Origin of the sequence: Streptomyces sp. NPDC052016, assembly GCF_044548445.1 — a bacterium.
Classification (GTDB): domain Bacteria; phylum Actinomycetota; class Actinomycetes; order Streptomycetales; family Streptomycetaceae; genus Streptomyces.
In genome coordinates, this window is sequence record NZ_JBIUBX010000033.1 from 19,493 (window position 1) to 43,331 (window position 23,839).

22 protein-coding genes are annotated in these 23,839 nt (G+C 73.1%); 6 read left to right on the plus strand and 16 right to left on the minus strand.

Features of this window, described 5'->3' with window-relative positions:
- Positions 1 to 48 precede the first annotated feature (48 nt).
- On the plus strand, positions 49 to 1,113 hold the full coding sequence (locus ACIHAR_RS33740) for a LacI family DNA-binding transcriptional regulator (RefSeq protein WP_388751334.1): 1,065 nt from the start codon (positions 49 to 51) through the stop codon (positions 1,111 to 1,113).
- On the opposite strand, the gene ACIHAR_RS33745 is transcribed toward ACIHAR_RS33740, so the two are convergent.
- From ACIHAR_RS33745 to ACIHAR_RS33760, 4 genes are read right to left on the minus strand one after another with little or no spacing between them, the layout of a single operon-like run.
- A complete protein-coding gene (locus ACIHAR_RS33745) occupies positions 1,076 to 2,476 on the minus strand; it encodes a glycoside hydrolase family 32 protein (protein WP_400023035.1) in 1,401 nt (466 codons plus the stop codon). The two genes, ACIHAR_RS33740 and ACIHAR_RS33745, sit on opposite strands and share 38 nt — an antisense overlap.
- Entirely contained in the window at positions 2,473 to 3,327 is an 855-nt protein-coding gene (locus ACIHAR_RS33750) for a carbohydrate ABC transporter permease (RefSeq protein ID WP_365471271.1), read from the minus strand. The genes ACIHAR_RS33745 and ACIHAR_RS33750 overlap by 4 nt, the downstream gene beginning before the upstream one ends.
- A gap of 13 nt (positions 3,328 to 3,340) precedes the next feature.
- Complete coding sequence (locus ACIHAR_RS33755; protein ID WP_400023036.1) at positions 3,341 to 4,291, minus strand: carbohydrate ABC transporter permease; 951 nt, start codon at positions 4,289 to 4,291, stop codon at positions 3,341 to 3,343.
- Positions 4,288 to 5,697 (minus strand): extracellular solute-binding protein, encoded by a 1,410-nt coding sequence (locus ACIHAR_RS33760; protein ID WP_400023116.1) that lies wholly within the window; start codon positions 5,695 to 5,697, stop codon positions 4,288 to 4,290. The genes ACIHAR_RS33755 and ACIHAR_RS33760 overlap by 4 nt, the downstream gene beginning before the upstream one ends.
- Before the next feature lie 267 nt (positions 5,698 to 5,964).
- Here ACIHAR_RS33760 and ACIHAR_RS33765 point away from each other — a divergent pair, with 267 nt between their 5' ends.
- On the plus strand, positions 5,965 to 6,957 hold the full coding sequence (locus ACIHAR_RS33765) for a TauD/TfdA dioxygenase family protein (RefSeq protein WP_400023037.1): 993 nt from the start codon (positions 5,965 to 5,967) through the stop codon (positions 6,955 to 6,957).
- Between the two features lie 248 nt (positions 6,958 to 7,205).
- On the opposite strand, the gene ACIHAR_RS33770 is transcribed toward ACIHAR_RS33765, so the two are convergent.
- The 5 genes from ACIHAR_RS33770 to ACIHAR_RS33790 all read right to left on the minus strand — a co-directional run bounded on the left by ACIHAR_RS33770 (position 7,206) and on the right by ACIHAR_RS33790 (position 13,060).
- On the minus strand, positions 7,206 to 8,711 hold the full coding sequence (locus tag ACIHAR_RS33770) for a metallophosphoesterase family protein (RefSeq protein WP_400023038.1): 1,506 nt from the start codon (positions 8,709 to 8,711) through the stop codon (positions 7,206 to 7,208).
- Between the two features lie 165 nt (positions 8,712 to 8,876).
- Positions 8,877 to 10,070 carry a glycoside hydrolase family 64 protein gene (locus ACIHAR_RS33775; RefSeq protein WP_365471259.1) on the minus strand — a complete coding sequence of 398 codons (1,194 nt, stop codon included), beginning with the start codon at positions 10,068 to 10,070 and terminating at the stop codon, positions 8,877 to 8,879.
- Between the two features lie 146 nt (positions 10,071 to 10,216).
- Positions 10,217 to 10,972 carry a dienelactone hydrolase family protein gene (locus ACIHAR_RS33780; RefSeq protein WP_400023040.1) on the minus strand — a complete coding sequence of 252 codons (756 nt, stop codon included), beginning with the start codon at positions 10,970 to 10,972 and terminating at the stop codon, positions 10,217 to 10,219.
- Between the two features lie 169 nt (positions 10,973 to 11,141).
- Positions 11,142 to 11,762 carry an L-threonylcarbamoyladenylate synthase gene (locus ACIHAR_RS33785; RefSeq protein ID WP_365471253.1) on the minus strand — a complete coding sequence of 207 codons (621 nt, stop codon included), beginning with the start codon at positions 11,760 to 11,762 and terminating at the stop codon, positions 11,142 to 11,144.
- 656 nt (positions 11,763 to 12,418) lie between these two features.
- Entirely contained in the window at positions 12,419 to 13,060 is a 642-nt protein-coding gene (locus tag ACIHAR_RS33790; protein ID WP_400023041.1) for a TetR/AcrR family transcriptional regulator, read from the minus strand.
- Between the two features lie 170 nt (positions 13,061 to 13,230).
- On the opposite strand from ACIHAR_RS33790, the gene ACIHAR_RS33795 reads away from it, so the two are divergent.
- From ACIHAR_RS33795 to ACIHAR_RS33805, 3 genes are all read left to right on the plus strand, one after another.
- Positions 13,231 to 13,704: a MarR family winged helix-turn-helix transcriptional regulator gene (locus ACIHAR_RS33795; RefSeq protein ID WP_365465266.1), complete on the plus strand. Its 474-nt coding sequence runs from the start codon at positions 13,231 to 13,233 to the stop codon at positions 13,702 to 13,704.
- 165 nt (positions 13,705 to 13,869) lie between these two features.
- A complete protein-coding gene (locus ACIHAR_RS33800) occupies positions 13,870 to 15,456 on the plus strand; it encodes an MFS transporter (RefSeq protein ID WP_400023043.1) in 1,587 nt (528 codons plus the stop codon).
- Positions 15,457 to 15,605: 149 nt separating this feature from the next.
- The gene (locus ACIHAR_RS33805; protein ID WP_365465272.1) at positions 15,606 to 17,129 is read left to right on the plus strand and encodes a helix-turn-helix domain-containing protein; all 1,524 of its coding nucleotides are present in this window, start codon (positions 15,606 to 15,608) and stop codon (positions 17,127 to 17,129) included.
- Between the two features lie 119 nt (positions 17,130 to 17,248).
- On the opposite strand, the gene ACIHAR_RS33810 is transcribed toward ACIHAR_RS33805, so the two are convergent.
- The 7 genes from ACIHAR_RS33810 to ACIHAR_RS33840 form a co-directional block, all read right to left on the minus strand.
- Positions 17,249 to 18,490: a cytochrome P450 gene (locus tag ACIHAR_RS33810; RefSeq protein ID WP_400023045.1), complete on the minus strand. Its 1,242-nt coding sequence runs from the start codon at positions 18,488 to 18,490 to the stop codon at positions 17,249 to 17,251.
- Positions 18,487 to 19,749 (minus strand): cytochrome P450, encoded by a 1,263-nt coding sequence (locus ACIHAR_RS33815; RefSeq protein WP_400023047.1) that lies wholly within the window; start codon positions 19,747 to 19,749, stop codon positions 18,487 to 18,489. Before ACIHAR_RS33815 ends, ACIHAR_RS33810 begins: the two co-directional genes overlap by 4 nt.
- Entirely contained in the window at positions 19,746 to 20,369 is a 624-nt protein-coding gene (locus ACIHAR_RS33820) for a GTP-binding protein (protein WP_400023049.1), read from the minus strand. The genes ACIHAR_RS33815 and ACIHAR_RS33820 overlap by 4 nt, the downstream gene beginning before the upstream one ends.
- On the minus strand, positions 20,341 to 20,703 hold the full coding sequence (locus tag ACIHAR_RS33825) for a DUF742 domain-containing protein (protein WP_365465284.1): 363 nt from the start codon (positions 20,701 to 20,703) through the stop codon (positions 20,341 to 20,343). Before ACIHAR_RS33825 ends, ACIHAR_RS33820 begins: the two co-directional genes overlap by 29 nt.
- A complete protein-coding gene (locus ACIHAR_RS33830) occupies positions 20,700 to 21,122 on the minus strand; it encodes a roadblock/LC7 domain-containing protein (RefSeq protein ID WP_365465287.1) in 423 nt (140 codons plus the stop codon). Before ACIHAR_RS33830 ends, ACIHAR_RS33825 begins: the two co-directional genes overlap by 4 nt.
- A complete protein-coding gene (locus ACIHAR_RS33835) occupies positions 21,119 to 22,549 on the minus strand; it encodes a sensor histidine kinase (RefSeq protein WP_400023051.1) in 1,431 nt (476 codons plus the stop codon). The genes ACIHAR_RS33830 and ACIHAR_RS33835 overlap by 4 nt, the downstream gene beginning before the upstream one ends.
- 286 nt (positions 22,550 to 22,835) lie before the next feature.
- A complete protein-coding gene (locus ACIHAR_RS33840) occupies positions 22,836 to 23,303 on the minus strand; it encodes a hypothetical protein (RefSeq protein WP_365465293.1) in 468 nt (155 codons plus the stop codon).
- Between the two features lie 276 nt (positions 23,304 to 23,579).
- Between ACIHAR_RS33840 and ACIHAR_RS33845 the strand changes: the two genes are divergently transcribed.
- Positions 23,580 to 23,816 (plus strand): hypothetical protein, encoded by a 237-nt coding sequence (locus tag ACIHAR_RS33845; RefSeq protein ID WP_365465296.1) that lies wholly within the window; start codon positions 23,580 to 23,582, stop codon positions 23,814 to 23,816.
- Positions 23,817 to 23,839: the final 23 nt, after the last annotated feature.

Genomic DNA, 23,839 nt, shown 5'->3' on the forward strand with positions numbered 1-23,839 from the left:
GGTGAGGTTGATCAACCGGGCGGGTGGGGAATGAAGGCAGCGGACGGAATGGACAGCGCCGAGGGCAGGGGAACGGCGTCGGGCGCGCGTCCCACCTCACGGGACGTCGCCCGCCTTGCCGGTGTGTCGCACACCGCGGTCTCCTTCGTCTTCAACGGCCGTGCCGAGGGCAACCTCTCGCCCGCCACCCAGGAACGCATCCGCGAGGCCGCCGCCCGCCTCGGCTACCGCCCCGACCCCGTCGCCCGCGGTCTGCGCCGCCGCCGCACGGCCGTCATCGGGCTGGTCACCGACGAGATCGCGTCGTCGCCGTTCGCCGGCAGGCTGCTGCGCGGCGCCATGGAGACCGCCTGGAGCAGCGACCACCTCGTCCTGACCGTCGACTCCGGGGGAGACCCCGCGAAGGAGGACGCGGCGGTCGCCGAACTCCTCGACCGCCGCGTGGACGGCATCATCTACGCCGCCATGTCGCTGCGCCGCGTCCGCGTTCCCGAAGGGCTGCACCGCACCCATTCCGTGCTCGCCAACTGCCTGCCGGAGGACGGGTCCCTGCCCGCCGTCGTCCCCGCCGAGCGCGCCGGGGGCCGTACGGCGGCCCGGCTGCTGCTGGAGGAGGGGCACCGCAGGGTGGCCGTGGTGGGCGGGCAGGACGACATCGCCTCCGTCGACCGCCTGCGCGGCTTCCGCGACGCGCTGCGCGCCGAGGGGATCACGGTCCCCAGGGAGTGGGTCGTCCGCAGCGGCGGCGAGATCGCCGGCGGGTACGAGGGCGCGATGCGCGTCCTGGACGGCGTCCCCGCCGACCGGCGCCCCACCGGGATCTTCAGCTACAACGACCGGGTCGCGGCGGGCGTGCTGCACGCCGCGACCCGGCTCGGCGTCGCCGTCCCCGGCGAACTGTCGGTGGTCGGCTACGACGACCAGGAACACATGGCCGAGTTCCTCACCCCGCCGCTCACCACCGTCGCGTTGCCGCACCGGGCGATGGGCGACGCCGCCGCGCGCCTCCTCCTCGACGCCATCGACACCGGCAGGACGCCGCCCGCGACGGTGCAGCGCCTGGCCTGTCCGGTGATCAGCCGTGCGTCGGTGGGACCAGCTCCCAGCCGGTGACCGTGGCCCCGGAGCCCGTCACGAGGAGCTCGGGCACGTCGTCCGGTCGCCGGTAGACCCGCTCGGTGACCATCGCCCGCGTGCCGGCGAAGAGCTCGAGGAGCGAGCCGTCGACCAGGATCCGCACCTGGTCGGCCGGCGCCCGCACGACGATCGGCGCCGACCCCTCGGGCCCTGTCCTGGGCCAGTCACCCCGGTCGAGCGTCACGGTGCCCTCCTCCGGGTCCAGCACGACCGTCAGCTCCGCGCCCGAGGCCGACCGGAGCAGCCGCACCGTGGTGCGGCCCGACGCGGTGACGGTCAGGTCGTACGCCTCCGGCAGCCGGCCACCCCGGCCCGGTGCGACGACGAACGGCTCGGCCGCACGCAGCAGTTCGAGCTCCGGCGCCGGTACGACCCGCAGGGTGCCGTCCGGGTGCGCGTCCACGACCCTCGGTCCGGTCAGGACCCCGGCCCAGCCCACACGCTCGACCTCCTCCCGGTCGCGGGCCTCCCACGACCAGCCCCACATCAACGCCCGGTCCGGCTCCTGGAGCACGGCGGGGGCGTAGAAGTCACGGCCGTGGTCGAGCCGCCCGCCGGCGCGCGGGGCGAAACACAACTTGCTTGTTTCAGAGGAGGTCAGGCGCCCCGTCAGATAGCCGGTGTGGCAGGGGTTCCCGTCCCAGAGCGACAACACCAGCACCCAGTCGCCGCCCGCCGTCGCGTACAGCTGCGGGCACTCCCAGCCCACCGCCTTGTCGCCGAAGGCATCCGCCGCCACCGGGTCGGCGCCGTCGAGGAACACCCCGGCGAACCGCCAGTCGGTCAGGTCGTCGCAGTCGTACAGCAGGACCGACGGCCTTCCGTCGGCGTGCCCCGCGCCGACCAGTGCCCATCTGCGCCCACCGCTCCTGAACACGAACGGGTCGCGGAACATGACCACGTCCAGGCCGGCGGGCGGGCCGGTCACGACCGGCGCCGGAAGCTGCGTCCACTCGGTGAGCGTCTCGTCCTCCGGGACGAGCGCCCGCGCCAGGCAGATCGTGCCGAGGCCGGTGTGGTGGCGGTCGACGCCCGTGTACACCGCGGTCGGTACGCCGTCGTCGTCGACCACGCACCCCGACCAGCAGCCCGCCTCGTCCGGGCCGCCGGGCGTCGGGGTGAGCGCGATCGGATGGTGCTCCCACTCGACGAGGTCGGCGCTGGAGGCGTGGCCCCAGTGGACGTTCGTGTGCACCGGGGCGGCGGGGTTGTGCTGGTAGAAGAGGTGGTACCGGTCCCGCCAGCGGAAGGGCCCGTTGGGGTCGTTGATCCAGTGGGCGGGCGGACGGACCCGGAAGCGCGGGGCGCCGAAGTCCGGGGACTGAGCGGTGAGGCTCAACGGTTGACTCCTGCGGACGTGATGCCCTCACGCAGAGGGCGCTGACCGACGACGAACACGGCGACGGCGGGGATCATGGAGAGGACGACTCCGGCGAGCACCACCGAGATGGAGCCGGTGCCCAGGTTGCCCTGGAGGGAGACCAGACCCAGCGGCAGCGTGTAGTTCTGGCCGGACGTCTCGAGGATCAGCGGGCGGAAGAACTCGTTCCAGTGGTAGTTGAAGGCCAGCACACCGACGATCGCCAGGCCCGGCGCGGCCAGCGGGGCGTACACGGACCGGAAGATCCGCCAGGGCCCGCAGCCGTCCAGCATCGCCGCCTCGCCCAGGTCCCTGGGCATGCCCAGGAAGTACTGGCGCATCAGGAAGGTCCCGAAGGCGGTCGGGAACGCAGGGACGATCAGACCGAGCAGGGTGTCGGTCAGACCCATCGACTTCAGCACCAGGAACACCGGCACGACGGTGACCTGCAACGGCACCATCATGGTCGCCAGGACCAGCCCGAACAGCGGCTTCTTGAACCGGAACTCGAGGCGTGCGAAGGCGTACCCGGCGAGACCGGCCGTGACCATCTGGCCCACCGCGATCAACGCGGTCACCAGCGTGGAGTTGAGGGCGAGCAGCCATACGTCGATCTGGTCGAAGACCCCGCGGTACGCCTCCACGGACGGGTCCGTCGGGATGATCCTCGGGGGCAGGTCGAATGCCTCGGCCGGCGTGCGCAGCGAGGTGGAGACGGTCCAGACGACCGGGCCCAGGGTGAGCAGCGCGCACACGGTCAGCCCGGCGATCCGGGCCCACGGTCCGAGCGCGTGCCGGGTACGGCTCGTGGACAGGGTTGCTTGGCTCATGGAACTCACCGGCTCACTGGTAGTGGACGAAACGCCGGCTGAGCCGGAACTGGAGGGCGGTGACCGCCATGATCAGCACGAACAGCAGCACACCCACCGCGGAGGCCTCACCGAACCGGAGCTGCTCGAAGGCGCTCTCGTAGATGACCATCACGACGGTCCGGGTGGCGTCGCCGGGCCCGCCGTCGGTGAGGACGTACGGCTGCTCGAAGACCTGGAGGGCGTTGATGATGCCCACGACCGACGCGACCAGCAGCGTGGGCGACAGCAGCGGCAGGGTGATGCTCAGGTGCTTGCGCGGTCCGGTGGCGCCGTCGAGCGCGGCGGCCTCGTGGACCTCCTTGGGGATGTTGTTCAGGCCCCCGACGAACAGCAGGAACGAAAACCCGAACTGCTGCCAGACATAGACCAGGACCACCGTGGCCATCGCCGCGTTCTCGGACGTCAGCCAGGGCACCGAAGCGACGCCGACGAGTCCGAGCAGCCAGTTCACGACTCCGAAGTCCTGGTTGAACAGGTACTTCATCACCACCGAGACGGATGCCGCGGACAGCACCAGCGGGAAGAAGAACGCCGACCGGAACACCGAGCGCAGCCACACCGGCATCCGCCCGTTCACCGCCAGGGCCAGCACTAGGGCGACCAGCAGTTGCAGCGCGACCGCGAACACCATGAAGACCAGCGTGTTGCGGAAGGAGACCAGCACCGTCGCATCGGTGAAGACCTCACGGTAGTTGGCGGCCCCGGCGAAGCGGGGGTCGTCGATGACGTTCCAGTGGAACAGACTGAGAGCCACCGAGCCGATGATCGGGACGACCGTGAAGACGGCGATGCCGACGATCGTGGGCGCCAGGAACAGCGTGGCCAGCAGCCGGGTGCCACGGTCCCGGGCCGAGAGCCGGGGCGCGGGGGCCGGTGGCGCGGCCGGCCGCTGCGGCCGGACGGGTATGTGGGTGTTCGTCATACGTCACGCTCCATGGCCTTCTCCAGGTCGCCCTGCATCCGGCGCAGCGCGGGGGCCACCGCGCGCCGGGAGGCCAGCGCGGTACCGGTGTGCTTGAGCAGCACCTGCTCGACCTCGGCGACCTGCGGCGGCGCCGGGATCGGCCCGGTGTCGGGGAACTTGTCGAGGGTGTCGTAGAAGACCTGCCAGTGGTCCGGGCCGGTCTCCCGATAGCGGTCGGCGGTCAGCATCGAGCGGCGCGCGGGGGTGGTCTGGTTGGTCCTGAACAGTCGCGTCAGGGTGTCCCGGCGGGCGGCGTACTTGATGAACTCCCAGGCCTCCTCCTGCCGCTTCGACGTGCGCAGCAGCGCGTAACCGGCGGCGCCGAACTGCATGCGCTGGGTGTGCCGGCACGGGAAGTACTGCACGTCGAAGCCGTCGGCGCGCATGCCCGCCAGGTGCAGGCCGCCCGCCCAGAAGCCGCCCGCGGGCGTGACCCCGACCCGGCCGGTGGAGAACACGCCGATCAGGTTCTGCCCGTTGCCGCCCTCGGGGCGCGTGCACAGCCCTTCCTGGACGAGGGAGGCGAGATAGTCGTAGGCCTCCTCCACGCGCGCGTCGGTGGCCTGCGGGGTCGTCCACCGGAAGCCGCCGCCGCGCCCCTGCCGCTCGGCGGCCGGATAGAAGGTGTCCCACAGCCAGGCGCCGCCCGGCGCCTTGGACTCGGCGAGCAGGTTGGTGTCGTTGGCGAACAGCCAGGGCACCACGCCGCCCCACAGCCGGTTGGTCCAGAAGTACGGCGTGAACCGGGCGCCGCTGGAGTTCTTCATGTCCCGCAGCAGCGCGGTGAAGTCGTCGCGCGTCCAGTCGGGCGCAGGGAAGTCCGCGCCCGCCCGCCGCAGCACCTCGTTGTTGAGGTACATGTCGGCCGCGTTGAACTCGACCGGGAGCTGGTAGAGGCTCCCCTCGTACATCATCGACTCCACCAGGGAGGGGTGGACGTCGGCGAAGTACTCGCGCAGTTCGGCCGCGTCCCGCTTCACCCAGGCGTCCAGTGCGACCCCGAGGCGCCGCGCGAACAGCTGGACGCCCTCGGTGGCGACGTAGACCAGGTCGGGCGCGGTGCCCGCCGCGATCTGGGTGAGGATCTTCGCGAAGAAGTCCGACCAGTCGACGGCCTGCACGGCGTTGATCCGGAGCTTGATGTCGGGGTGCAGCTCACGGAAGCCCTCGGTGAGCGTGCGGACCGCTTCCGGGCCGTACGCCGGTCCGAGGGTGGCCACGACGAGGGAGCCGTCGTCGCGGCCGGGGATGTCGGCTCCGGTGAGCCGGTCCCAGCTCGCGGCGGTGCCGGTCAGCGCCGCGGCGCCGGCACCGTAGGCGCCGTACCGCAGCAGCGCGCGGCGGGAGAGGTGCGAGTCGGTCATCAGCATGCCTAACTCGTGTTAGTTCAGGGCGACGCCCCAGATGATGGGAACCGGGTCCCGGCCGTGTCAAGGGTCGTGCATCCCTTCACCTTTAACGAGTTAGGTGTACGGTGCCGCAGCGGGCCGTGAACCGCGCGCAGGACGGCGCCGGGACCGCCCCGCGGGCCGCCGCGGTCCCAGGCGCTGAATCCCGAGGCCCTGTCGCCGCGGAGCCGATTCGCTGTCACGATCTTCCAGGAGCCGTACCCGACGACGAGCGGAGCGCGTATGACGACGGACAGCCGGACCACGGACCTCGACGGGCGGGTCGAGCGGACCGCGCGGGAGGCCGGCATCGAGGTGAACCCGGTCGCCGGGCACATCGGCGCCGAGATCACGGGCGTCGACCTGGCCGGGAGCCTCGACGAAGCCCAGGTCTCCGCGATCAGGGCGGCGGTCCTGCGCTGGAAGGTGGTGTTCTTCCGCGGGCAGCGCCTCGACCATGCCGGACACGTGGCGTTCGCCCGGCGGTTCGGCGAGCCGGTCGTCCTGCGCAAGCGCGGCGGTGCCTCCCCGGCCGACGTGCCCGAGATCGAGACCACCGCCGACCGGCTGGAGCTCGGCGGCCGGTTCGGCATGGAACACGACGAGTGGCTCCGCCGCCGCCGGCACACCCTGCAGCGCGGCTGGCACTGCGACCACGGCGCCCGTATCGACCCGCCGGCCGCCACCGTCCTGCGCGCCGAGACGGTACCGCCCTACGGCGGCGACACCACCTGGTCCAACCTGGCGGCCGCGTACGCCGGCCTGTCCGCCCCCGTACGGCGGTTCGTGGACGGTCTGCGCGCCGAGCACCGCCTGGGCGTCGGCTACCAGTCCCGCCCCGGTGACGACGCCTACGTGCGCCATCTCCTCGACCACCAGGTCGCCTCCGTGCACCCGCTGGTGCGGGTCCACCCGGAGACGGGGGAGCGGGTGCTGTACGTCAACGGCTACTACGTCGAGCAGATCGTCGGCCTCTCCCGCGCGGAGAGCGCGGCGGTCCTCGACATGCTCCTCGACCAGGCCACCCGGACCGAGTACACCGTCCGCTTCCGCTGGGAGCCGGGCAGCGTCGCCTTCTGGGACAACCGGGCCACGATCCACCTCGCCCCCGGCGACAACGCCCACCTCGGCTTCCCCCGCACCATGCACCGGGTGATGCTCGCGGGCGACGTGCCGGTGGGCGTGGACGGCAAGCCGTCCGAGCCGGTGACCGGGACCGAGCCAGGGCGCTGGTGAGGCGGCCGCCCGGGCGGCACCGGCAATGAGGCGGGCGCCGCACGGATGACGGGCGGCCGCCCCCCCCCACGGGAGCACGACGGACGCACGGGGCAGGAACACGACCGACGCACGTGCGCCGTGGACCACGTGCGCCGGTCACGGGCGTTCGTCCGCGCGACCACGGCCTCGGTCGGTTCGCCGCGCTGGGCTCCCGCGGGGTCCGGCGGCCCGTGTCCCGCCTTCCTCCGGTCGCGGGGCGCCGGTGCTCAGACCAGGGGGATGGTGACCTCGTCCTCGACGGGCGGGTCCAGCTCCTGCGCGCGGTTGCCGGTGGCCGCGTAGCAGCGCAGCCGGACGGCCTCCGGGCTCACGTCCAGGCGCAGGAAGCACTTGAAGAACGGCGGACTGTACGTCGCCGAGCTCGGCGAGAACAGCGACGTGTAGATCTTGCGCACGGGCAGACGGAACCGCGCGCTGCGGTCGGGCCGGCGGCCGGCCCCCAGCAGACTGGCGACCAGCCGGATCCGCCGGGTGAGCCGGACCTCCCCGCCCGGCGTCCGGGTCGGCGGGATGCCCAGGCGCTCGGCGATCACGGCCGTCGCCTCGGCCTCGGTGAGCGTGAAGAAGCGGCGCATCCGCAGCCGGCGGCCGTACAGCCGGCTGTAGAAGGCGAGGGAGTCGCCGCGCAGCGGGTAGCAGCGGAAGTCCGCCTCGGTCACGCCGGCGACGTCGACGCGCGCGATGGTGTGCGTGGCGTGCATGAACGCGCCGCCGCCGCCCGCGACGACGTACTGCAGGGTGCGGCCGTCGGACAGACGCACCGGATACCGCTGGTAGTTGTGGATGTCGCCGCCGATCGCCGCGACGTAGTGGTGCTCCGGGTCGCGCACGATCTCGTCGACCGTGCCGCCGCCCTCGATGGCACACGGGTGGTGCTCGCCGTCCACGTACAGCGGGGAGCCGGTGATCAGGATCTTCGGGCGCGGCCCCTGCGACACCTCGCGCAGCCACGCGCCCTGTTCGGCGTCCAGCGTGCCCAGCAGGCCGGTGTCGATGCCTATGATCCGCACGGGCCCGGAGTCGATCGCCCAGTAAGGGCCCGGCTGCACGGCCTGTTGTGCCGGCGCCGCCCGCAACGCCCGTGCCTCGTCGAGGCGTCGGCCGTCCGCCGGGCGGGGGCGGTGCCACAGCAGCGAGCGCAGCCAGGCGCGGGTCAGCGGGCGCGGGGCGGGCTCGGCGGGCAGCGGCGGGGCGTCGTCGCAGAAGACGCGCATGAACCCGCCGAGGTCCTCGTACCAGTCGTGGTTGCCGGGTATCGCGTAGATCGGCCCCTGGTAGTCCCGGTACGGCCGGAAGAACTTGCCGTCGTAGTCGTCCGCGCTGCCGACGGGATAGATCACGTCACTGGCCAGGACGGCGAACCGGGTGTCCTGACCCACCTTCAGAAAGCCCGGCACGACGGCGTACTGGGGATCGTCGCCCTCACCGGTGTCACCGATGACCAGGAAGGAGAAGCGGTCCGGGTCCGTGCGCCGGACGACCTTGTCGGCGGGTGCCCCGGCCGCCTCCCGCTGCGCCACCCAGCGGGCGCGCGTATGGCCGGTGGGATCCCCGAACCACGACGCCAGCACACCGTTGCGCGCCGCCCACAGCATCCTCGGGTCGAGCCAGGAGATCTTCTTGCCGTCGCCCGGCATGAGCTGCTGGTACACACCTCGGCCGGCGTCGCCCCAGCCGGCGCCTTCGGCGGTATCGCGTGAGGAGTCAGACACCGGTGAACCGTAGCAATGATCCGGAGAGCCGTTGCGGGTGCCCTCGGACCGGCGACGACCCTCCGAGCCGCCGAGGAGGACGCCGCCTTGGCGGCCGGCCGGCCGTCCATCGAGGGTCGACGTCCCGCGGGCGGGCTCCCACCGCGAGCGGGACGTCGACGTTTCTCAGTTCAGCGGGTCGAGCGTCAGGTACGCCTGCCGCGGAGCGCCGTCGTGCACGAGCGACTCGTGGTGGCCGACGTCGTCGAAGGCGAACGCGTAGGCCTTGCCGTCGGCCATCTGCGCGTGGATCTTACGGGCGTAGTGGTTGGTCACCACGTCCTGGTAGAAGTTGGCCGAGGTGGTGTCCGGCTGGTTGGGGTTCACCAGGAGCGTCGACCGGTTGAAGCCCGCGCACAGGGTGCGGGATATCGGCCCGCGCACCGCGTCGTTGGGCGCGTCCAGCAGCCGGTGGCAGCCGAAGACGCTGTCGGCGTCCGGCTTCTGGAAGCTGGTGACGACCGCGCCGGCGCCGTTGGTGAAGTTCATGACGCCGCCCGAGACCCGGCCGTAGTACTTGGTGCCCGGCTGGTGGGCGAACGGGGTCACCGTCAGGGTCGTCGTGGCGTACTTCTGCCAGACGCGGTTGATGTAGTCGTCCATCACCGACCTCGGCAGGGCCCCGGTCTCCACGCCGTAGAGCGGGGAGAGTGCCCTGAGGACGGTGCCGTCGGGGCGGGTCTGGATCAGGTTGGCCCAGCCGCCGGGCTGTCCGCGCAGGGCGTTGAAGAAGCCGTTGTAGCCGCCCGGCTTCAGGCGCCCGGTGCTGATGGTGCTCCCGTCGGAGCGCTGGACGCCGACCGCGTACGGCGCCGAGAACATGTCGACCTGCGTGCTGTTGAGCCAGAGCCCGGAGTTGTTGAGCGTGTACTCCGACCAGTTGAAGAGGATGTTGCGGTTCGGGTCGCTCGGGTTCTGCACGGCCGGCTGCACCAGCCCGCCGGTGGTCAGCCGGAACACCAGCTTCTGCCCGTACGAGAAGTAGATGCGGCCGGAGAACTTGGGGATGCGGATGGTCGTGGACTGGCCGGCGGCCGGTCCCGGGATCGAGGCGTCGGGCGCCGGCGTCGGCGGGTTGCCGCCCGCGGGCCACGCGTGGAACGTGCCGTTCGCGTCCGCCCAGCCCTGCTGACCGGTTGTCAGGAGGGTGCCGAGGTTGTAGACGTACAGGGGCTCGCCGCGGCCCGAGTTGTTGGTGATCTTCAGTGGGATGGTGTCGGGGACCGCGGCCTGGGCCGGGGGTCCAAGGGTGAGCAGCGTGCCGACCAGAGCCGCGGCTCCCGCCGCTGCCGCCAGTCGGGACCTGAGTGTGCGGAGCACTCTCCACCTCCGTGCTGGTAGGCCTGTGGGGTTGGTCCGTACCTTGTTGAGAGCGCTCTCAAAGTGGCATCGAGGTGTGGGCATGTCAATAACTGTGGCAAGGAAAACGCCCGCGGCGGGCTCGCCGCGGGCGCCCCGGGTCGCTGTCAGAAGGTGCGCTTCAGCAGATCCAGCAGCGCCGCCCAGTGCCGCTCCGCGGCTCCCTCGTGGTACGCGGCGGTGTCGGCCTGGGTGAAGCCGTGGTGGGCGCCCTCGTAGACCTCGCAGCGGTGGCGGACGCCGGCCGCGGTCAGCGCCTCCTCCAGGCGCTCGATCTGCTGGGGCGGCAGGGACGGGTCGTCGTCCGCGTGGCCGAAGTACAGCTCGGCCCTGATGCGGTCGGCCACCAGGTGCGGGCTGTCCGGCGCGTCCGTCGCGAGCTGCCCGCCGTGGAAGCCGCCCACCGCCGCGACCCGGTCCGGGTGGGCGCCCGCGGTCAGCAGGGCGAGCCGGGCTCCCATGCAGTAACCGGTGATCGCGACCGGGCCGTCCGCGACGAGCGGACTCTCGTCCAGCCGGCGCAGAAAGGCCCCGGCGTCCCGCATGGCCAGGTCGTCGGTCAGGGACCGCATGACCGGGCGCAGCTTCTCGAAGATGCGCGGGCGCGCGGAGGGATCGATGAACTCCGGCAGCTCCACGACCGGCGCGCGCCCGTGACGGTAGAACACGTTGGGCACCAGCACCGTGTAGCCGGCCCCGGCGAGCCGGTCGGCCATCGCCCGCAGATGCGGACGCAACCCGAAGGCGTCCTGGTACAGCAGCACACCGGGACGGGGTGACCCGTCGCCGGGACGAGCGAGATAGGCGTCCGCGACACCGTCCTCGGTGGGGACGTCCACGGCGGTTCCCTGTACGGACGTCATGGGGGTGCCTCTCTGCGGTTCACGGGGCGAGCAGCGGGGCCCGCCCGGCGGGGCCGGGCCGGCCGCGGCCATCGTTGCATGCACCATCCAACCGGCCGGGAGGCGCCCCGCCCCGCGAAACCGTCCCTTTACCCGAGGCCCCGTCCTTCTACGCGAGGCGACCGTCCCTCTACTCGAAGCGGGAGGGGTCGCCCGCCCCGTGCCGCACGATCTCCGCCTCGCCGCCCGAGAAGTCGACGACCGTCGTCGGCTCGGTCCCGCAGTCCCCGGAGTCGAGCACCCCGTCCACCGCGTGGTCGAGCCGGTCCTTGATCTCCCAGCCCTGGGTCATCGGCTCCTCCTCGCCGGGCAGCAACAGGGTGCTGGACAGCAGCGGTTCACCGAGTTCGGCGAGCAGGGCCTGGGTGACGACGTGGTCCGGGATGCGCACGCCCACCGTCTTCTTCTTCGGGTGCTGGAGCATGCGCGGCACCTCCCTCGTCGCCGGGAGGATGAAGGTGTAGCTGCCGGGCGTCGACGCCTTGATCGCGCGGAACACGTCGTTGTCCACCCGCACGAACTGCCCGAGCTGCGCGAAGTCCTGGCAGACGAGGGTGAAGTGGTGCCGGGAATCCAGCTCCCGGATGGACCGGATCCGGTCGACGCCGTCCCGGCTGCCGATCCGGCAGCCCAGCGCGTAGCAGGAGTCCGTCGGGTATGCGATGAGTGCGTCGTCCCGGATGGCGGCCGCGACCTGGGCGATGGTGCGCGGCTGGGGGTTCTCGGGGTGCACGTCGTAGTACTTCGCCATCCGCCGAGCTTATGCCGTGGCGCGGGGGCGCGCGGCACAGGCCCGTAGGCCGGCCGTGCGGAAGGAGCGATGGGGCGGGGCCGGTGGCGCGACGGGGGAGGGGCCGGCGGGGCGGCGGCGCGAGATTGGTGGCGCGGGGTTGGTGGCGCGGCGGGCGCGACGGGGTGAGGTCGGCGACGCGGCGGGTCGGGGTCTGCGGCGCGGGGTTGGTGGCGCGGCGGGCGCGAGGGGGCGGGGGTCGGCGGCGCGCCGGGCGCGAGGGGGCGGGGAGGTTGGCGACGCGGCATATGTGGGGGAGCGGGGCCGGGCGGCGCGGCAGCCGACGGGGCGGGGCCGGCGGCGGGGCAGCCGAACGGGGCGAGGTCGACGGCGTGGTGGGCGCGAGGGGGCGGGGAGGTTGGCGACGCGGCAGGTGTGAAAGAGCAGGCCGGTGGCGGGGCGAGGGTCGGCGAGGCGGTGGGGCGAGGGGGCGGGGAGTTCGGCGACGCGGCAGGCCCGACGGGGCGGGGTCGGTGGCGGGGCAGGCCCGGCGGGGCGAGGGTCGGCGAGGCGGTGGGGGCGAGGGGGCGGGGGGTTTGGCGACGCGGCAGGCCCGGCGGGGCGAGGGCGGTGTCGCGGCAGGCCCGACGGGGAGGGCGGCGGCGCGGCGGGTGCGGTCAGGGTTCCTCCGGCTCGGCGGGGTTCGTGCCCCCGGTTTCCCCCAGGAGGTGCGCCCAACTGTCGGCGAGCAGTCCCAGGGCCGTCACGGGGTCCGTCTCCCACCCGTGACGCATCCAGCGTCGCGAGAGCTGGTCGAGCTGGGTCAGTGCCAGGAAGCCGCGCAGGCGCCGGGAGGCCGGGTCGAAACGCCCGGCCTGCTCCAGGCCGGTCACGATGTCGGCCACGACCGCGTCGAACCAGTGGTCGACCAGGTCGCGCAGCTCCGGCTCCACCACGGCCGCCTCGTGCGCGGCCAGGACGTACGGGCGCAGCCGGGGCCACTGGCGTGAGCTGTCCCGCAGCCAGGCCTCGAAGCCTTCCCGGCGGCCCTCGCGCACCACCGCCGCGAGATCCCGTGCTCCGGCGCCCGCCGACTCCGTGCCGTGCTCCAGCAGCGCGTCGGCCTCGGCGACCAGCGCTTTCATCAACGCCGCCCGTGACGGGAAGTAGGCGTAGAACGTGACCCGTGTGGTGCCCGCGGCCTTGGCGATGTCGTCGACCGTCGTCCCCGCGTAACCCCGTGCCTCGAACAGCCCCACTGCCGTCGACAGCAGCAGCCGGCGGGTCATCTCCTTCTGTGCGGCGCGTAGGTTGGCCACGGCAGGCGCTCTTCCGGTCGACTGCGAAGGGGCCGCTGACCTGCGAGGTCGCGTCCCGGCTGGACGCCCACATCGTACGGTACGGGGCTCTTGGGACAGCCGGTCACGAACGGTGTGGGCTCGCTCACCTCCTTTGACATAGGTATGTCTCCATACCTATGCTGCAGGTCATGTCCGACACCAGCGCGCCCTCCCGGGACGCCGACCGCGTGGCCTCCGCGCTCGCGGTCTGCCTCCCCGCGCTGCACCGGGCCCTGGACCGCCGGGTCGCGTCGGCCTACCCCCACCCCAAGCCGCCCGAGGGACAGCTCCTGCTGCTGAGGTTCGTCGCGCAGCAGGAGGGCACCACCGTCCGCGAGGCCGCCGAGGCCCTGCTGATGAAGCCCAACAACGTCAGCGCCCTCGTCTCCCAGCTCACCGAACGGGGGGAGCTGGAGCGCCGCCAGGACAGCACCGACAAGCGCGTCGCCCACCTGTACCTGACGGCCACCGCGCGCCGGCGTCTCGGCGAGGTCCGCGACCTCGAGACCGCCTTCCTCAACGAGGCGCTGCTCTCCCTCACCGACGGCGAGATGGACGCCCTCGGCTCCGCGCTGGGCGCGCTCACGTCGCTCTCGCGTCACCTGCACGCCGCCGCGCACTGACGACCAGGCACCGGCGCGCTCACGTCCACCGGCCGTGCGCCACGAGGGGCCGTTCGTCCCGTGCGCCGCCGTTTCTCCCCCTCTTCTCCCGCCTCGCCGAACCGCTTTCCCGACCCCGTGTGTCGGACCGGTCCGTCGAGTCGTTCACACAGACAAGGTTTCTCCATGCCGTCCACGACCGTGGATCACTCCGGCGTGCCCGCGCACAGCGCGGAGCAGGCCCCGGCCCCCGGCCGTTTCCGTACGAACCCCTGGCTCACCCTCTGCGCGGTCGCCTTCGGCCTGTTCATGGTGCAGCTCGACGCGTCCGTCGTCGCCATCGCCAACCCGGAGATCGGGCGCGACCTGAACGCCTCCACCGCCGACCTGCAGTGGGTGACCAACTCCTATCTGCTCGCCCTCGCCGCCACCCTGATCCTGGGCGGCAAGCTCGGCGACCGCTTCGGCCGGCGCACCTTCTACCTGGCCGGCGTCGCCGGCTTCGCGTTCTCCTCGGTCGCCATCGGCCTGTCGGGCTCCGTCACCGGCGTGATCGTCTTCAGGGCCCTGCAGGGCGTCTTCGGCGGGCTGCTGATGCCCAACACCCTGGGCCTGCTGCGCGCGGTCTTCCCGCCGAAGAGGTTCGGCATGGCGGTCGGCATCTGGGCCATGGTCTCCGCCGTCTCCACCGCGCTCGGCCCGATCGTCGGCGGTCTGCTCGTCGAGCACGTCACCTGGGAGTCGGTGTTCTACATCAACCTCCCCATCGGTGTCGTCGCGTTCGCCTTCAGCGCCGTCGTCCTCCCGCAGTCGAGGAACTCCACCGGACACCACCGCTTCGACGTCCCCGGCGTCGTCCTGCTCGCGGCCGGTCTGCTCAGCCTCGTCTTCGGCGTCGTGAAGGGCGAGACGTGGGGCTGGACCTCGGGCGGCACCTGGGCCGCCCTCCTGGCCGGCCTCGCCGTCCTCGCCGTCTTCGGCTGGTACGAGTCCCGCGTCGAGCACCCGCTGCTGCCGATGCGCCTGTTCCGCAGCCGTACGCTGACCGTCGGCGCGCTGGTCACCGCGCTCAACTTCTTCGTGATGCTCGGCGCGATCTTCTTCATCATGCTCTACCTGCAGAACGTGCGCGGTTACTCGCCCGTCGAGGCCGGCGTCCGCACCCTCCCGCTCAGCCTCGCCTCGCTCGTCGCCTCGCCGCTCGGCGCGGCCCTCACCGGCCGGTTCGGCGCGCGCCTCTGCATGCCGCTGGGCATGGTCCTGCAGGGCGCGGCCTGCTTCGGCATGCTCACCTGGTCCACCGACTCCTCCTACGCCACCATGTGGCCGCCGTTCGTCGCGCTCGGCCTGGGCGTCGGCATGGTGCTGGCGGCCTCCTCCGACGCCATCGTCGGCAACGCCCCGGTCAGGGACGGCGGCGTGGCCGGCGGACTGCAGGCCACCACGCTGCAGATCGGCGGCGCCCTCGGTACCTCCGTCCTGGTCTCCGTGATCAGTGCCGAGGTCGGCTCCACCCTCGGCGACGAACTCGTCCGCGCGGGTGTCCCGGCTGCCGCGGCGGCCGGGCTCCGGAAGGCCGAGGACGCGGTCGCCATGGGCGTCGCGCCCGTCTCCGGCAGCATGCCCGGGCCGCTGAGGGCGGCCGTCGTGGAGGGCAGCGGCCAGGCCTTCATGAACGGCCTGCACGCGGCCGCCGTGGTGACCGGCCTGCTGTGCGTCGCGGGGGCCGTCCTCGCCGCCGTCGGCATCCGCAGGACCACCCCGACCGACTGACTCCGCCGCTCCGCCCGCCCCCGCGGGCGGAGCACGGACGCCCAGCGGGCGGAGCACAGACGCCCCCGCCGCCCGCGTGAGGTAACGTCCCCGACCGATATGACTGGTTCGGCCCGACCGGGGCCGCGAGGGACGAGGAGAGCGACGACATGGCCGGCCGGGACGACGAGAACCGTCACACACGGGTGACGGACGGCGCCGAGCCGTCGTGGGCGCAGGAACTCCTCGACCACCTGCGCCCCACCGGACGCGACATCCGCAAGGTCGTCCAGTGGCTCGGCGCCACCGTCGACGCCACCGTCTCCCTGCGCGACGGAACCGGCGCCCCGCTCGCCGGAGCGTCCACCCCCCTCGAAGAGGACCTGGCGGCCGACATCGTCACCGGACGCATCGCCTCGGCCGCCTGGGAGGGCGGCGGCCGCCACGTGCGGCTGCTCCGCGTCGAACTCCCGCCGCCCGCCGGGGCCGGGGTCCTCACCGTCTCCCGCACGGCCCCCTTCGACCGGCGCGCCTCCGAGGTCGTCACCCACACCGCGGCCGCCCTCGAACTCCTGCTGCGCGCCGAGCGCACCACCGCCACCGGGGACCGCCTCGCCCGCGCCACCTCCGACCTGCGCCTGGCCATCCTCCAACTGCTCATGGTCGAGGACACCATCGCCGCCCGCCGGGTCGCCGCCGGCCTGTGGCCCGGCCTCCTCGACACCGACACCGCCTGCGTGTACGTCGCCGAGAGCACCCCCGAGGACCGCGACCGCCTCGCCGAGGCCTGCCTGACCGCCACCCGCGACCACGCCCTGGTCGTCCGCTGCCCCGCCATGGACGCCCACGTCATCGTCGTCACCCCGCACGACACCGCCGGCAGGGAACTGCGCGGCCTGTGCGACCGGCAGCCCGACACCTTCCTCGGCGGCAGCGCCCCGCAGAGCCTCGCCCACACCGCCACCGCCTACGGGCAGGCCGTGAGCGCCCTCGCCGTCGCCCGCTTCCGCCCCGACAAGACGGCCGTCTACGCCGAACGCACCCACCCCGAACGCCTGATGGACCCCGCCGTCCTGCGGGCCTGGACGACCCGTCTGCTGCGCCCCCTCGACACGCTCCCGCACCACACCCGCGCCGAACTCCTCGCCACCACGCGGCTCGGCCTGGAGTTCACGGCCGTCGCCGCGGCCAAGGTCCTCGGCGTCAGCCGCAACACCGTGCGCGCCCGCATGGAACGCGTCGAGACCCTCCTCGGCACGGACTTCTCCGACCTCACCGTCCGCGCCACCGTCCACCTCGCACTCAACGCCCAGGTCGGCATCGCCGAGTGCTACCCCGGCGCCGCCACGGCCCCCGACCGCCTCGACGACGTGCTCGACGGTCCCGCGCTGCGCGCCTGGGCACACGACCTGCTCGCCCGTCTGGACCTCGGCAGCCGCGACCTGCGCCGTACCCTGCGCACCTGGATCGCCGCCGGCGGCAACTCCGAACGCGCCGCCCACCTGCTCGGCGTGCACGCCCAGACCGTGCGCGAACACGTCCGCAGCGCCGAGCCCGTCCTCGAACGCCAGCTCCTCGCCGCGGGCAGTGACCTCTACGAGGTCGTCCTCGCCCATCTGACGACCGGTGACCTCCGACGACCTGATCTCCCCGTGACGGAATCGGGCCTTCCGGACTCACCTGTGCACAGGTGAGTCCTCCGGCCCCGTGAGCGGGCACCGGCACGATTCCCAAGCCGTGCGCCCGGCACGTAGGTTCGACGCATCGCGGGGGCACGACCGGAACGGGGGACCGGTCGGGCTCCCGCGGCCGTTCAGGCCCGCGTCCGGACCGGTATCTCCCGCCAGCCGAAGGCGATGAACGACGGCACCTGCCGCAACTCCTCCGCGGCCGTGTCCAGCCGCAGGTCCGGGAACCGGCCGAACAGGGCGGGCAGCGCCGTCAGCGCCTCCATCCGCGCCAGCGGAGCCCCGATGCACCGGTGCACACCGATCCCGAACGCCAGATGGTCGTCCGCCCCGCGGGCCGCGTCGAACACGTCCGCGTCCGGCCCGTAGTGCGCCGGATCCAGACCCGCCGCCGCGTACGTCGTGATGATGGCGTCCCCCGCCGGGATCGTCACGTCGCCCACCGTCAGGTCCCCGACCGCGAACCGCAGCGGCAGGGAGGCGATCGACGGGTGCACCCGCAGCGTCTCGTCCACCACCGCCTCCCAGCCGATCTCCCCGCGCCGCACGGCCGCCAGCTGCTCCGGCCGGTCCAGCAGGGCCACCACCGCGTTCCCGATGAGGTTGACGGTCGTCTCGAACCCGGCGCCGATCACCAGCAGCAGCGTGTACAGCAGCTCCTCGCCGCTGAGCCGGTCACCGTCCTCGTCACGCACCCGGATCAGCTCGGTCGTCATGTCGTCGCCCGGGCGCTCCACCTTGTGCGCGATGAGCCCGCCCAGCACCGTGCCGATCTGCTCCTGCACGAACGCGGCGTGCTCTGGGCTCGGGTCGGAGGTGTCCATGATCGCCGCGATCAGCCGGGCGGTGGCGCCCCGCAACTCCTCCGGCACTCCGAACAGTTCGCAGATGATCCGCATCGGCAGCGGATGCGCGAACCCCGCCTTCAGGTCCACCACACCGCCGTCCGCACCCGCGGCGTCGAGCGCGTCCAGCAGCTCCGCCGTGATCGCCTCCACCCGCTCCCGCAGCGCCTCGGTGCGCCGGTGGGTGAAGCTCGGCGCCACCAGCTTGCGCAGCCGCGCGTGGTCGGCGCCGTACGTGGAGAGCATGTTGACCACGCCGACCCAGCCCAGGATCCAGCCCCAGGAGGGGTGCTCGCCGATCTCGGGCCACAACCGCCAGTGCCGGCGCGGGTCCTTGCTGACCCGCGGGTCGAGGATCAGCTCCTTGAGGGTGTCGTAGCCGGTGGGCGCCCACGCCGGGATGCCCCCGGGTAACGCCACGGGCACGATCGGGCCGAGGGCGCGCAGCCGGGCGCTCTCGGCCGGGATGTCGGATCCGAACGGGTCGAGGACGAAGCGGTCGATGCGGTCGGTCACGGTCACGGCTTGACTCCTGGCTGGTCGGGGGAGCGGGGGCTGAAACGGACGGGCAGAGCGGTCAGCGAGCGGTGGAACGGGCCCGGCCGCCAGGTCAGCCGCTCGCGGGGCAGGACCGGTTCCAGGTCCGGCAGCCACTGGGTGAGCCGCTCGATCGCCTCGGTGACCAGCAGCAGCGTGTGCTGCTTGACCGGGCACGCGTGCGGGCCCGCGCCCCACGACAGATGCGAGGCGTCGTTCGGGTGCCGCACCTCGGGGGCCTCCCGCCCGGCGTCGGGCGCGCCGTGCGGGCCACGGGGGACGCCGAGCGCCCCGTAGGACACCACCACGGGCACCCTGTCCCGCAGCCACACTCCGTGGAAGGCCACCGGCCTGCGGGCGTAGTAGATGCCGTAGTTGGCCAGCGGCGTCTCGTGGTGCAGCACCTCCACCACCGCGTCCATGACCGGGCGGGCCCCGCTGGTCAGGGTGGAGTAGTAGGCCGGGTTGCCCAGAACCCGGGACAGGGTGTTGGACAGCAGGTTCGCGGTCGGCTCGTACCCGGCGCCCAGGGTGAGGAACACCTGCCAGGTGACCTCCTCGCGGGTCAGCCCGGCCGGATGGTCGAGGAGCCGGCTGGGCAGGTCCTCGCCGGGCCGCTCGACCTTGGCCGCGATCAGCTCCAGGACGTACTGGGCGTACTGCGCCTCGCCTTCCGCGGCCTGGACGCCGCCCTCCATCATCTTGCCCAGGCCCTCGTTGAGCCGGTCCCCCTGACGGTCCGGCAGCCCGAACAGGTCGTTGAGGACCAGCGCCATCAGCGGCCGGGAGAAGTCGCCGACCAGGTCGGCCTCGCCGCGCGGCCCGATCCGGCCCGCCAGCAGCCGCACCGCCCGGTGCACACGCGCCCGCAGGTCGTGGGGCTCCACCAGGCCGAACACGTCGATCAGGGTGGCGCGGTAGCGGACGTGGGCGGCCCCGTCGGCGAACAGGGCGTTGGGCCGCCACCGCATCATGCCGAGCACCGGCGAGTCGGCGGGGACCGTCTCCTCCCAAGCGCGCGGGTCGTGCGAGAACGTCTCCGTGTCGTGCAGCACGTCCAGCGCGGCCCGCCGGTCCGTGACCACGTACGCCGGCACCCCGGGCGCCAACTCGGCCCATCCGATGGGGCCCTGGGCGCGCAGGGCCGCGTAGTAGCGGTGCGGGTCGGGCGCGAAGCCGTCCTCCCACAGCCGCACGGGCGCCGACCGCGTGAAGTCTTCCTGGTCCGCGGGATAGGTCGTCACCGGGCCTCCACGGCGTCACCGTCGATCAGATGGTCGACCAGCGCGAGCAGCGCGTCGATCGAGGAGTCCGCGTCCCGCGCGTCACACGTCACCATGGGCGTGCCCGGCTCCAGGTCCAGGGCGCGCCGCAACCGCTCCTCGCCGTGGTGGCGCGGCGCGTCCGGGAAGGCGTTGAGGGCGACCGCGTACGGCAGCCCGCTCTCCTCCACCAGACCCAGTACGTCGAACGACGCGTCCAGCCGGCGGCTGTCGACCAGGACGAGCGCACCGAGCGCCCCGTAGGCGATGTCGTCCCACAGGGACCGGAACCGTTCCTGGCCGGGCGTGCCGAACAGGTACAGGACCACCCCGCCGGGCAGGCTGATCCGGCCGAAGTCGATCGCGACGGTCGTCGTCTCCTTCTCCCGCACCCCGGCCAGGTCGTCCACCCGGGCGGACGCCTCGCTGAGGTGCTCCTCGGTGTGCAGCGGCCGGATCTCCGACACGGAGTCGATCAGGGTCGTCTTGCCCACCCCGAACGGCCCGGCGACCAGGATCTTCACCAGGTCGCGCGCGGTGTCGGGCAGGTGGATCGCGTCGGGTGCGCCGACGCTAGGCGTGCTTGAGGGCGCGGAGGCCATCGGCCACTCTCTTCAGCAGGTCGGGGTCGAACCGTTCGGCGGGCGGGATCGGCGCGCGGGTGAGGACCAGGTCCCGGTCGGCGAGGCGGGCCGCCAGGACGCGCACCGCGGAGACCGGCAGCCGGAGCAGCGCCGCCGCCTCCACCACCGTGAGGGAGCCGCCCTCCAGGGCGTCCAGCAGGGCGAGTTCGGCGGCGGGCAGCCCGGGCGGCGCGGGTGCGTCACTGCGGGTGAGCACCGACAGCCGCTCCAGGTGCGGACGGCTGGGCCGGGCCGCCCCACCGGTGGACAGGTACGCGGGAACGAGGGGGCGGCCGACGGGGCGGCCGCTCATGCGGGAGCGGTGTCGTCGGCTCCTCGGGGCGCGGCCGCCATGGCCTTCTCGCCGAGCCGCGCCACCTGGGAGTGCACCCGGTGCGCCAGCAGGTCCAGGCGCACCTCGCCGTCCCCGTAGGCGGCCACACAGGTGCCGTGGTCCGTCGGCACGATCAGCACGTAGCCGTGGTCCGACTCGATGACGACCTGGCGCACCTCCGCCCGGTCCCGGTCGGCGAACGCGGCCGCCGCGGTCCGGCAGGCACCCTGCACGGTGCTGGTGATGGCGGCCACCCGCTCGGCCGACGGCTGCGACAGCGCGTCGGTGTACCCCGTCACGAGCCCGTCCCGGGTCAGCATGACGGCGGCCACCACATGCGGCACCTGCAGGATCGGTTCCAGCACCCATGCCGTGTCGCCTGTGTTGCGGCTGGTCATCGGGCCGCTCCCCCTTCGTCGGTGTGGTCGGTGTCGTGGGCCGCCGGCGAGGGACCCTCGCCTGCGGTTCCGGCGCCGGAGCGGGCCGCCGCGGTGCCGGACTGCAGCGCGCCCAGCGCGGCCGCGGCCTCCTCCGGGCTCCGCGCCGGCGGGCGCGGCGCGGAGCGCTCCGGCGCGGCGGCGGCCCGGGTGCGGCGGCGGCGCTGCGGCAGCCCGTCGGCGTCACGGGGCGTGTGGTGCCGTGGGGTGTCCGGGGCCGTCTCCTCCGTGCCGTAGGCTTGGGAGGCGGCCGGTGCTGCCGGTGCCGCCGGTGGGGCTGGGGAGGCTGGTGCTGTCGTGGAGGCCGTGGATGTTCTGCGGGTCGTGCGCGGGGCGCTGGGCGCCGGTGGCCGGTCCGCCGGGTCCAGGTGGCTGAGGAGGTGGCTGTCGACCCGCAGGACCGCCCGCACACCGCCGTAGGGGGAGGCCGAGGAGACGTCGACGCCCAGGTCGAACTGCCGGGTGAGCCGGCCGATCGCGGCCAGTCCCATGCGGGGCGGGTCGCCGAGGTCGGTCAGCAGGATGGGGGCGGTGCCGGCCACCAGGCGCTGGGCGCGGTCGCGTTCGTCCTGGGTCATGCCGAGGCCGGCGTCGTCGATGGTCACGCACACGCCGTGGTGGACGTGCTCCAGGCTCACCACGACGTCGGTGTCCGGTGCGGAGTGCCGCAGCGCGTTGTCCAGGAGTTCGGCGACGATGATGGCGACGGGCTCCACGGCGTGCGAGACCAGGGCCGTGCCGGGCTCCAGATGGTTGTGGACCTGGACGCGGTGGTAGCCCGCGAGCCGTGCCTGACCGCCTGTGACCGCGTCGACCAGGTGGGACTCCTCGCGCGCCAGTCCCACCCAGGCCCCGCAGACCACCGCGGCGACCTGGGCGCGGCGCAGCGACTGCTCGTTCTCGTGGTCGAGCTGGAAGAGGGTCTGCGTCAACTCCGGGTCGTCGTAGCGCTGTTGCAGACCGCGCAGGGCGTCCTGGAGCCGGTAGAGGGCGGCCTGGATCTCGCGGGTGGCGCCGCGCATCCCGGCCTGCGCGGCGGCGTCGACCCGGGTGCGCTGCTCGGCCACCTCGGACCGCACCGCCAGGAGCACGTTCTCCAGGGCGATGCCCAGTGGCGTTCCGAAGGTCAGCGGCTGGAGCGGGCCGGGCACGGCCAGGTGGGGATGGGCGACCTGGCGGGCGGCGGCGGGCACCCGGCGGGCCGCGAGATGGTCGACCTCCGCCGTGAACGCCCTCGACGAGCCCTCCAGTTGGGTGCGCAGCGCGGTGATCTCCGCACGCTGCCGGGTCTGTTGCCGTCGTAACCGCAGCAGCCCGCCGCCGAGGGCGAGCGCGGACAGTGTTCCGGCGGCGAGGCCACCGGCCACCAGGTCCGGTAATTCGATCATCGATTCGGTTCCAGAAGGGGTCGGCGTTCGATGGCGCGAGGACAGGGGTGGGTCCGGGTCCGCGGACCGGACGCCCGCAGCACAGTACACACCGTCATCGGTCGATCTCGCACGGTCGAGTGAGACTTCGCTCCGAAAGTGCTCGATATCTCTTCGCTTCTGCGCCGACTGTCTGAATTGCCGCCCGAGGTAAGGGAGTTGAGCGGTGCCGAAAACCGGTCGGCGTGAAGGTGATCACAGGGTCGACGGGCGGACCGGAGGCTGCTGTGCCCCGGCCCGTGACGGACTACCCGCCGCCCTGCGGGGCCAGGACGGCGAGCGTGCCGTTCGCCTGACGTAACGCCAGTTCCAGCCGTCCGGGCGCGTGCAGCGCACCGGTCCCGTCCGGCGGCACCAGCCACTCCAGGAACCGGGCCGGACGGTACGGCGGGGGCACGGCCACCCAGGATCCGCGGCCCGCGTGCCGCAGCCCGGCGCCGATCCACCGGCTGCCCCGTTCGGGCGGCAGGAAGAAGCCCACCCGGTGGGCCGCGGTGTCCACCAGTGTCGGCCCCGGCACGGGCAGCGACGGCTGCCACAGCAGGTCCAGGGTGAGCAGGCCCAGACGGTCCGGCACGCTCAGCACGTCCCAGTACCGCCCCGCCTCCAGCAGCACGATCCCGCTGCCCTGGTCCCAGTTCCGCTTGCAGACCCGTGGGTCCTTCGCGGCGGCGGCGAGCCACTCCACGCCCCGCCCCCACATCACATCGCTCATCAAGGCTCCGTAGGTGATCCGCCCATACCCCGCGCGCGGACACGTGGGATGCCGGGCACGGGCCGACGCCGGCCGCACGCCGACTCGGCAGATGCATGCTGGTAGATATTTCTATGTGGCGGAAGGGGTGGCGGACCCTGGCGTTTCGGTGTGGTTCGTTCGAGTCCCGCGCCCCCGTTCGGGCGGCGGGCGCGCGCGGCCGGTGTGCCCCCGGGCGCGGTGGGTACCCGGCGACCGAGCCACCAACGTCGAAGATCACGCTGGGAGGAGGCCCGCATGGCCACTGGCACGGAAACCGGCGACGTGACCGGTACCCGGGACAAGGACTACAACCTCATCTGGTACGTCGAGGCGTGTCTGAACAACGCGCTGCGGCTGGAGACCTACATCCAGGACGCCGAACGCGCCAAGGACACCGAGGTCGCGGATCTGTTCCGCAAGGCTCAGGCGGACAGCCGCAAGGGCGCCGAACTGGGCAAGGACCTGCTGCGCGCGCGTCTGAGCGGCGGCTGACACGCGCCTGTCCCGGAGGGCCC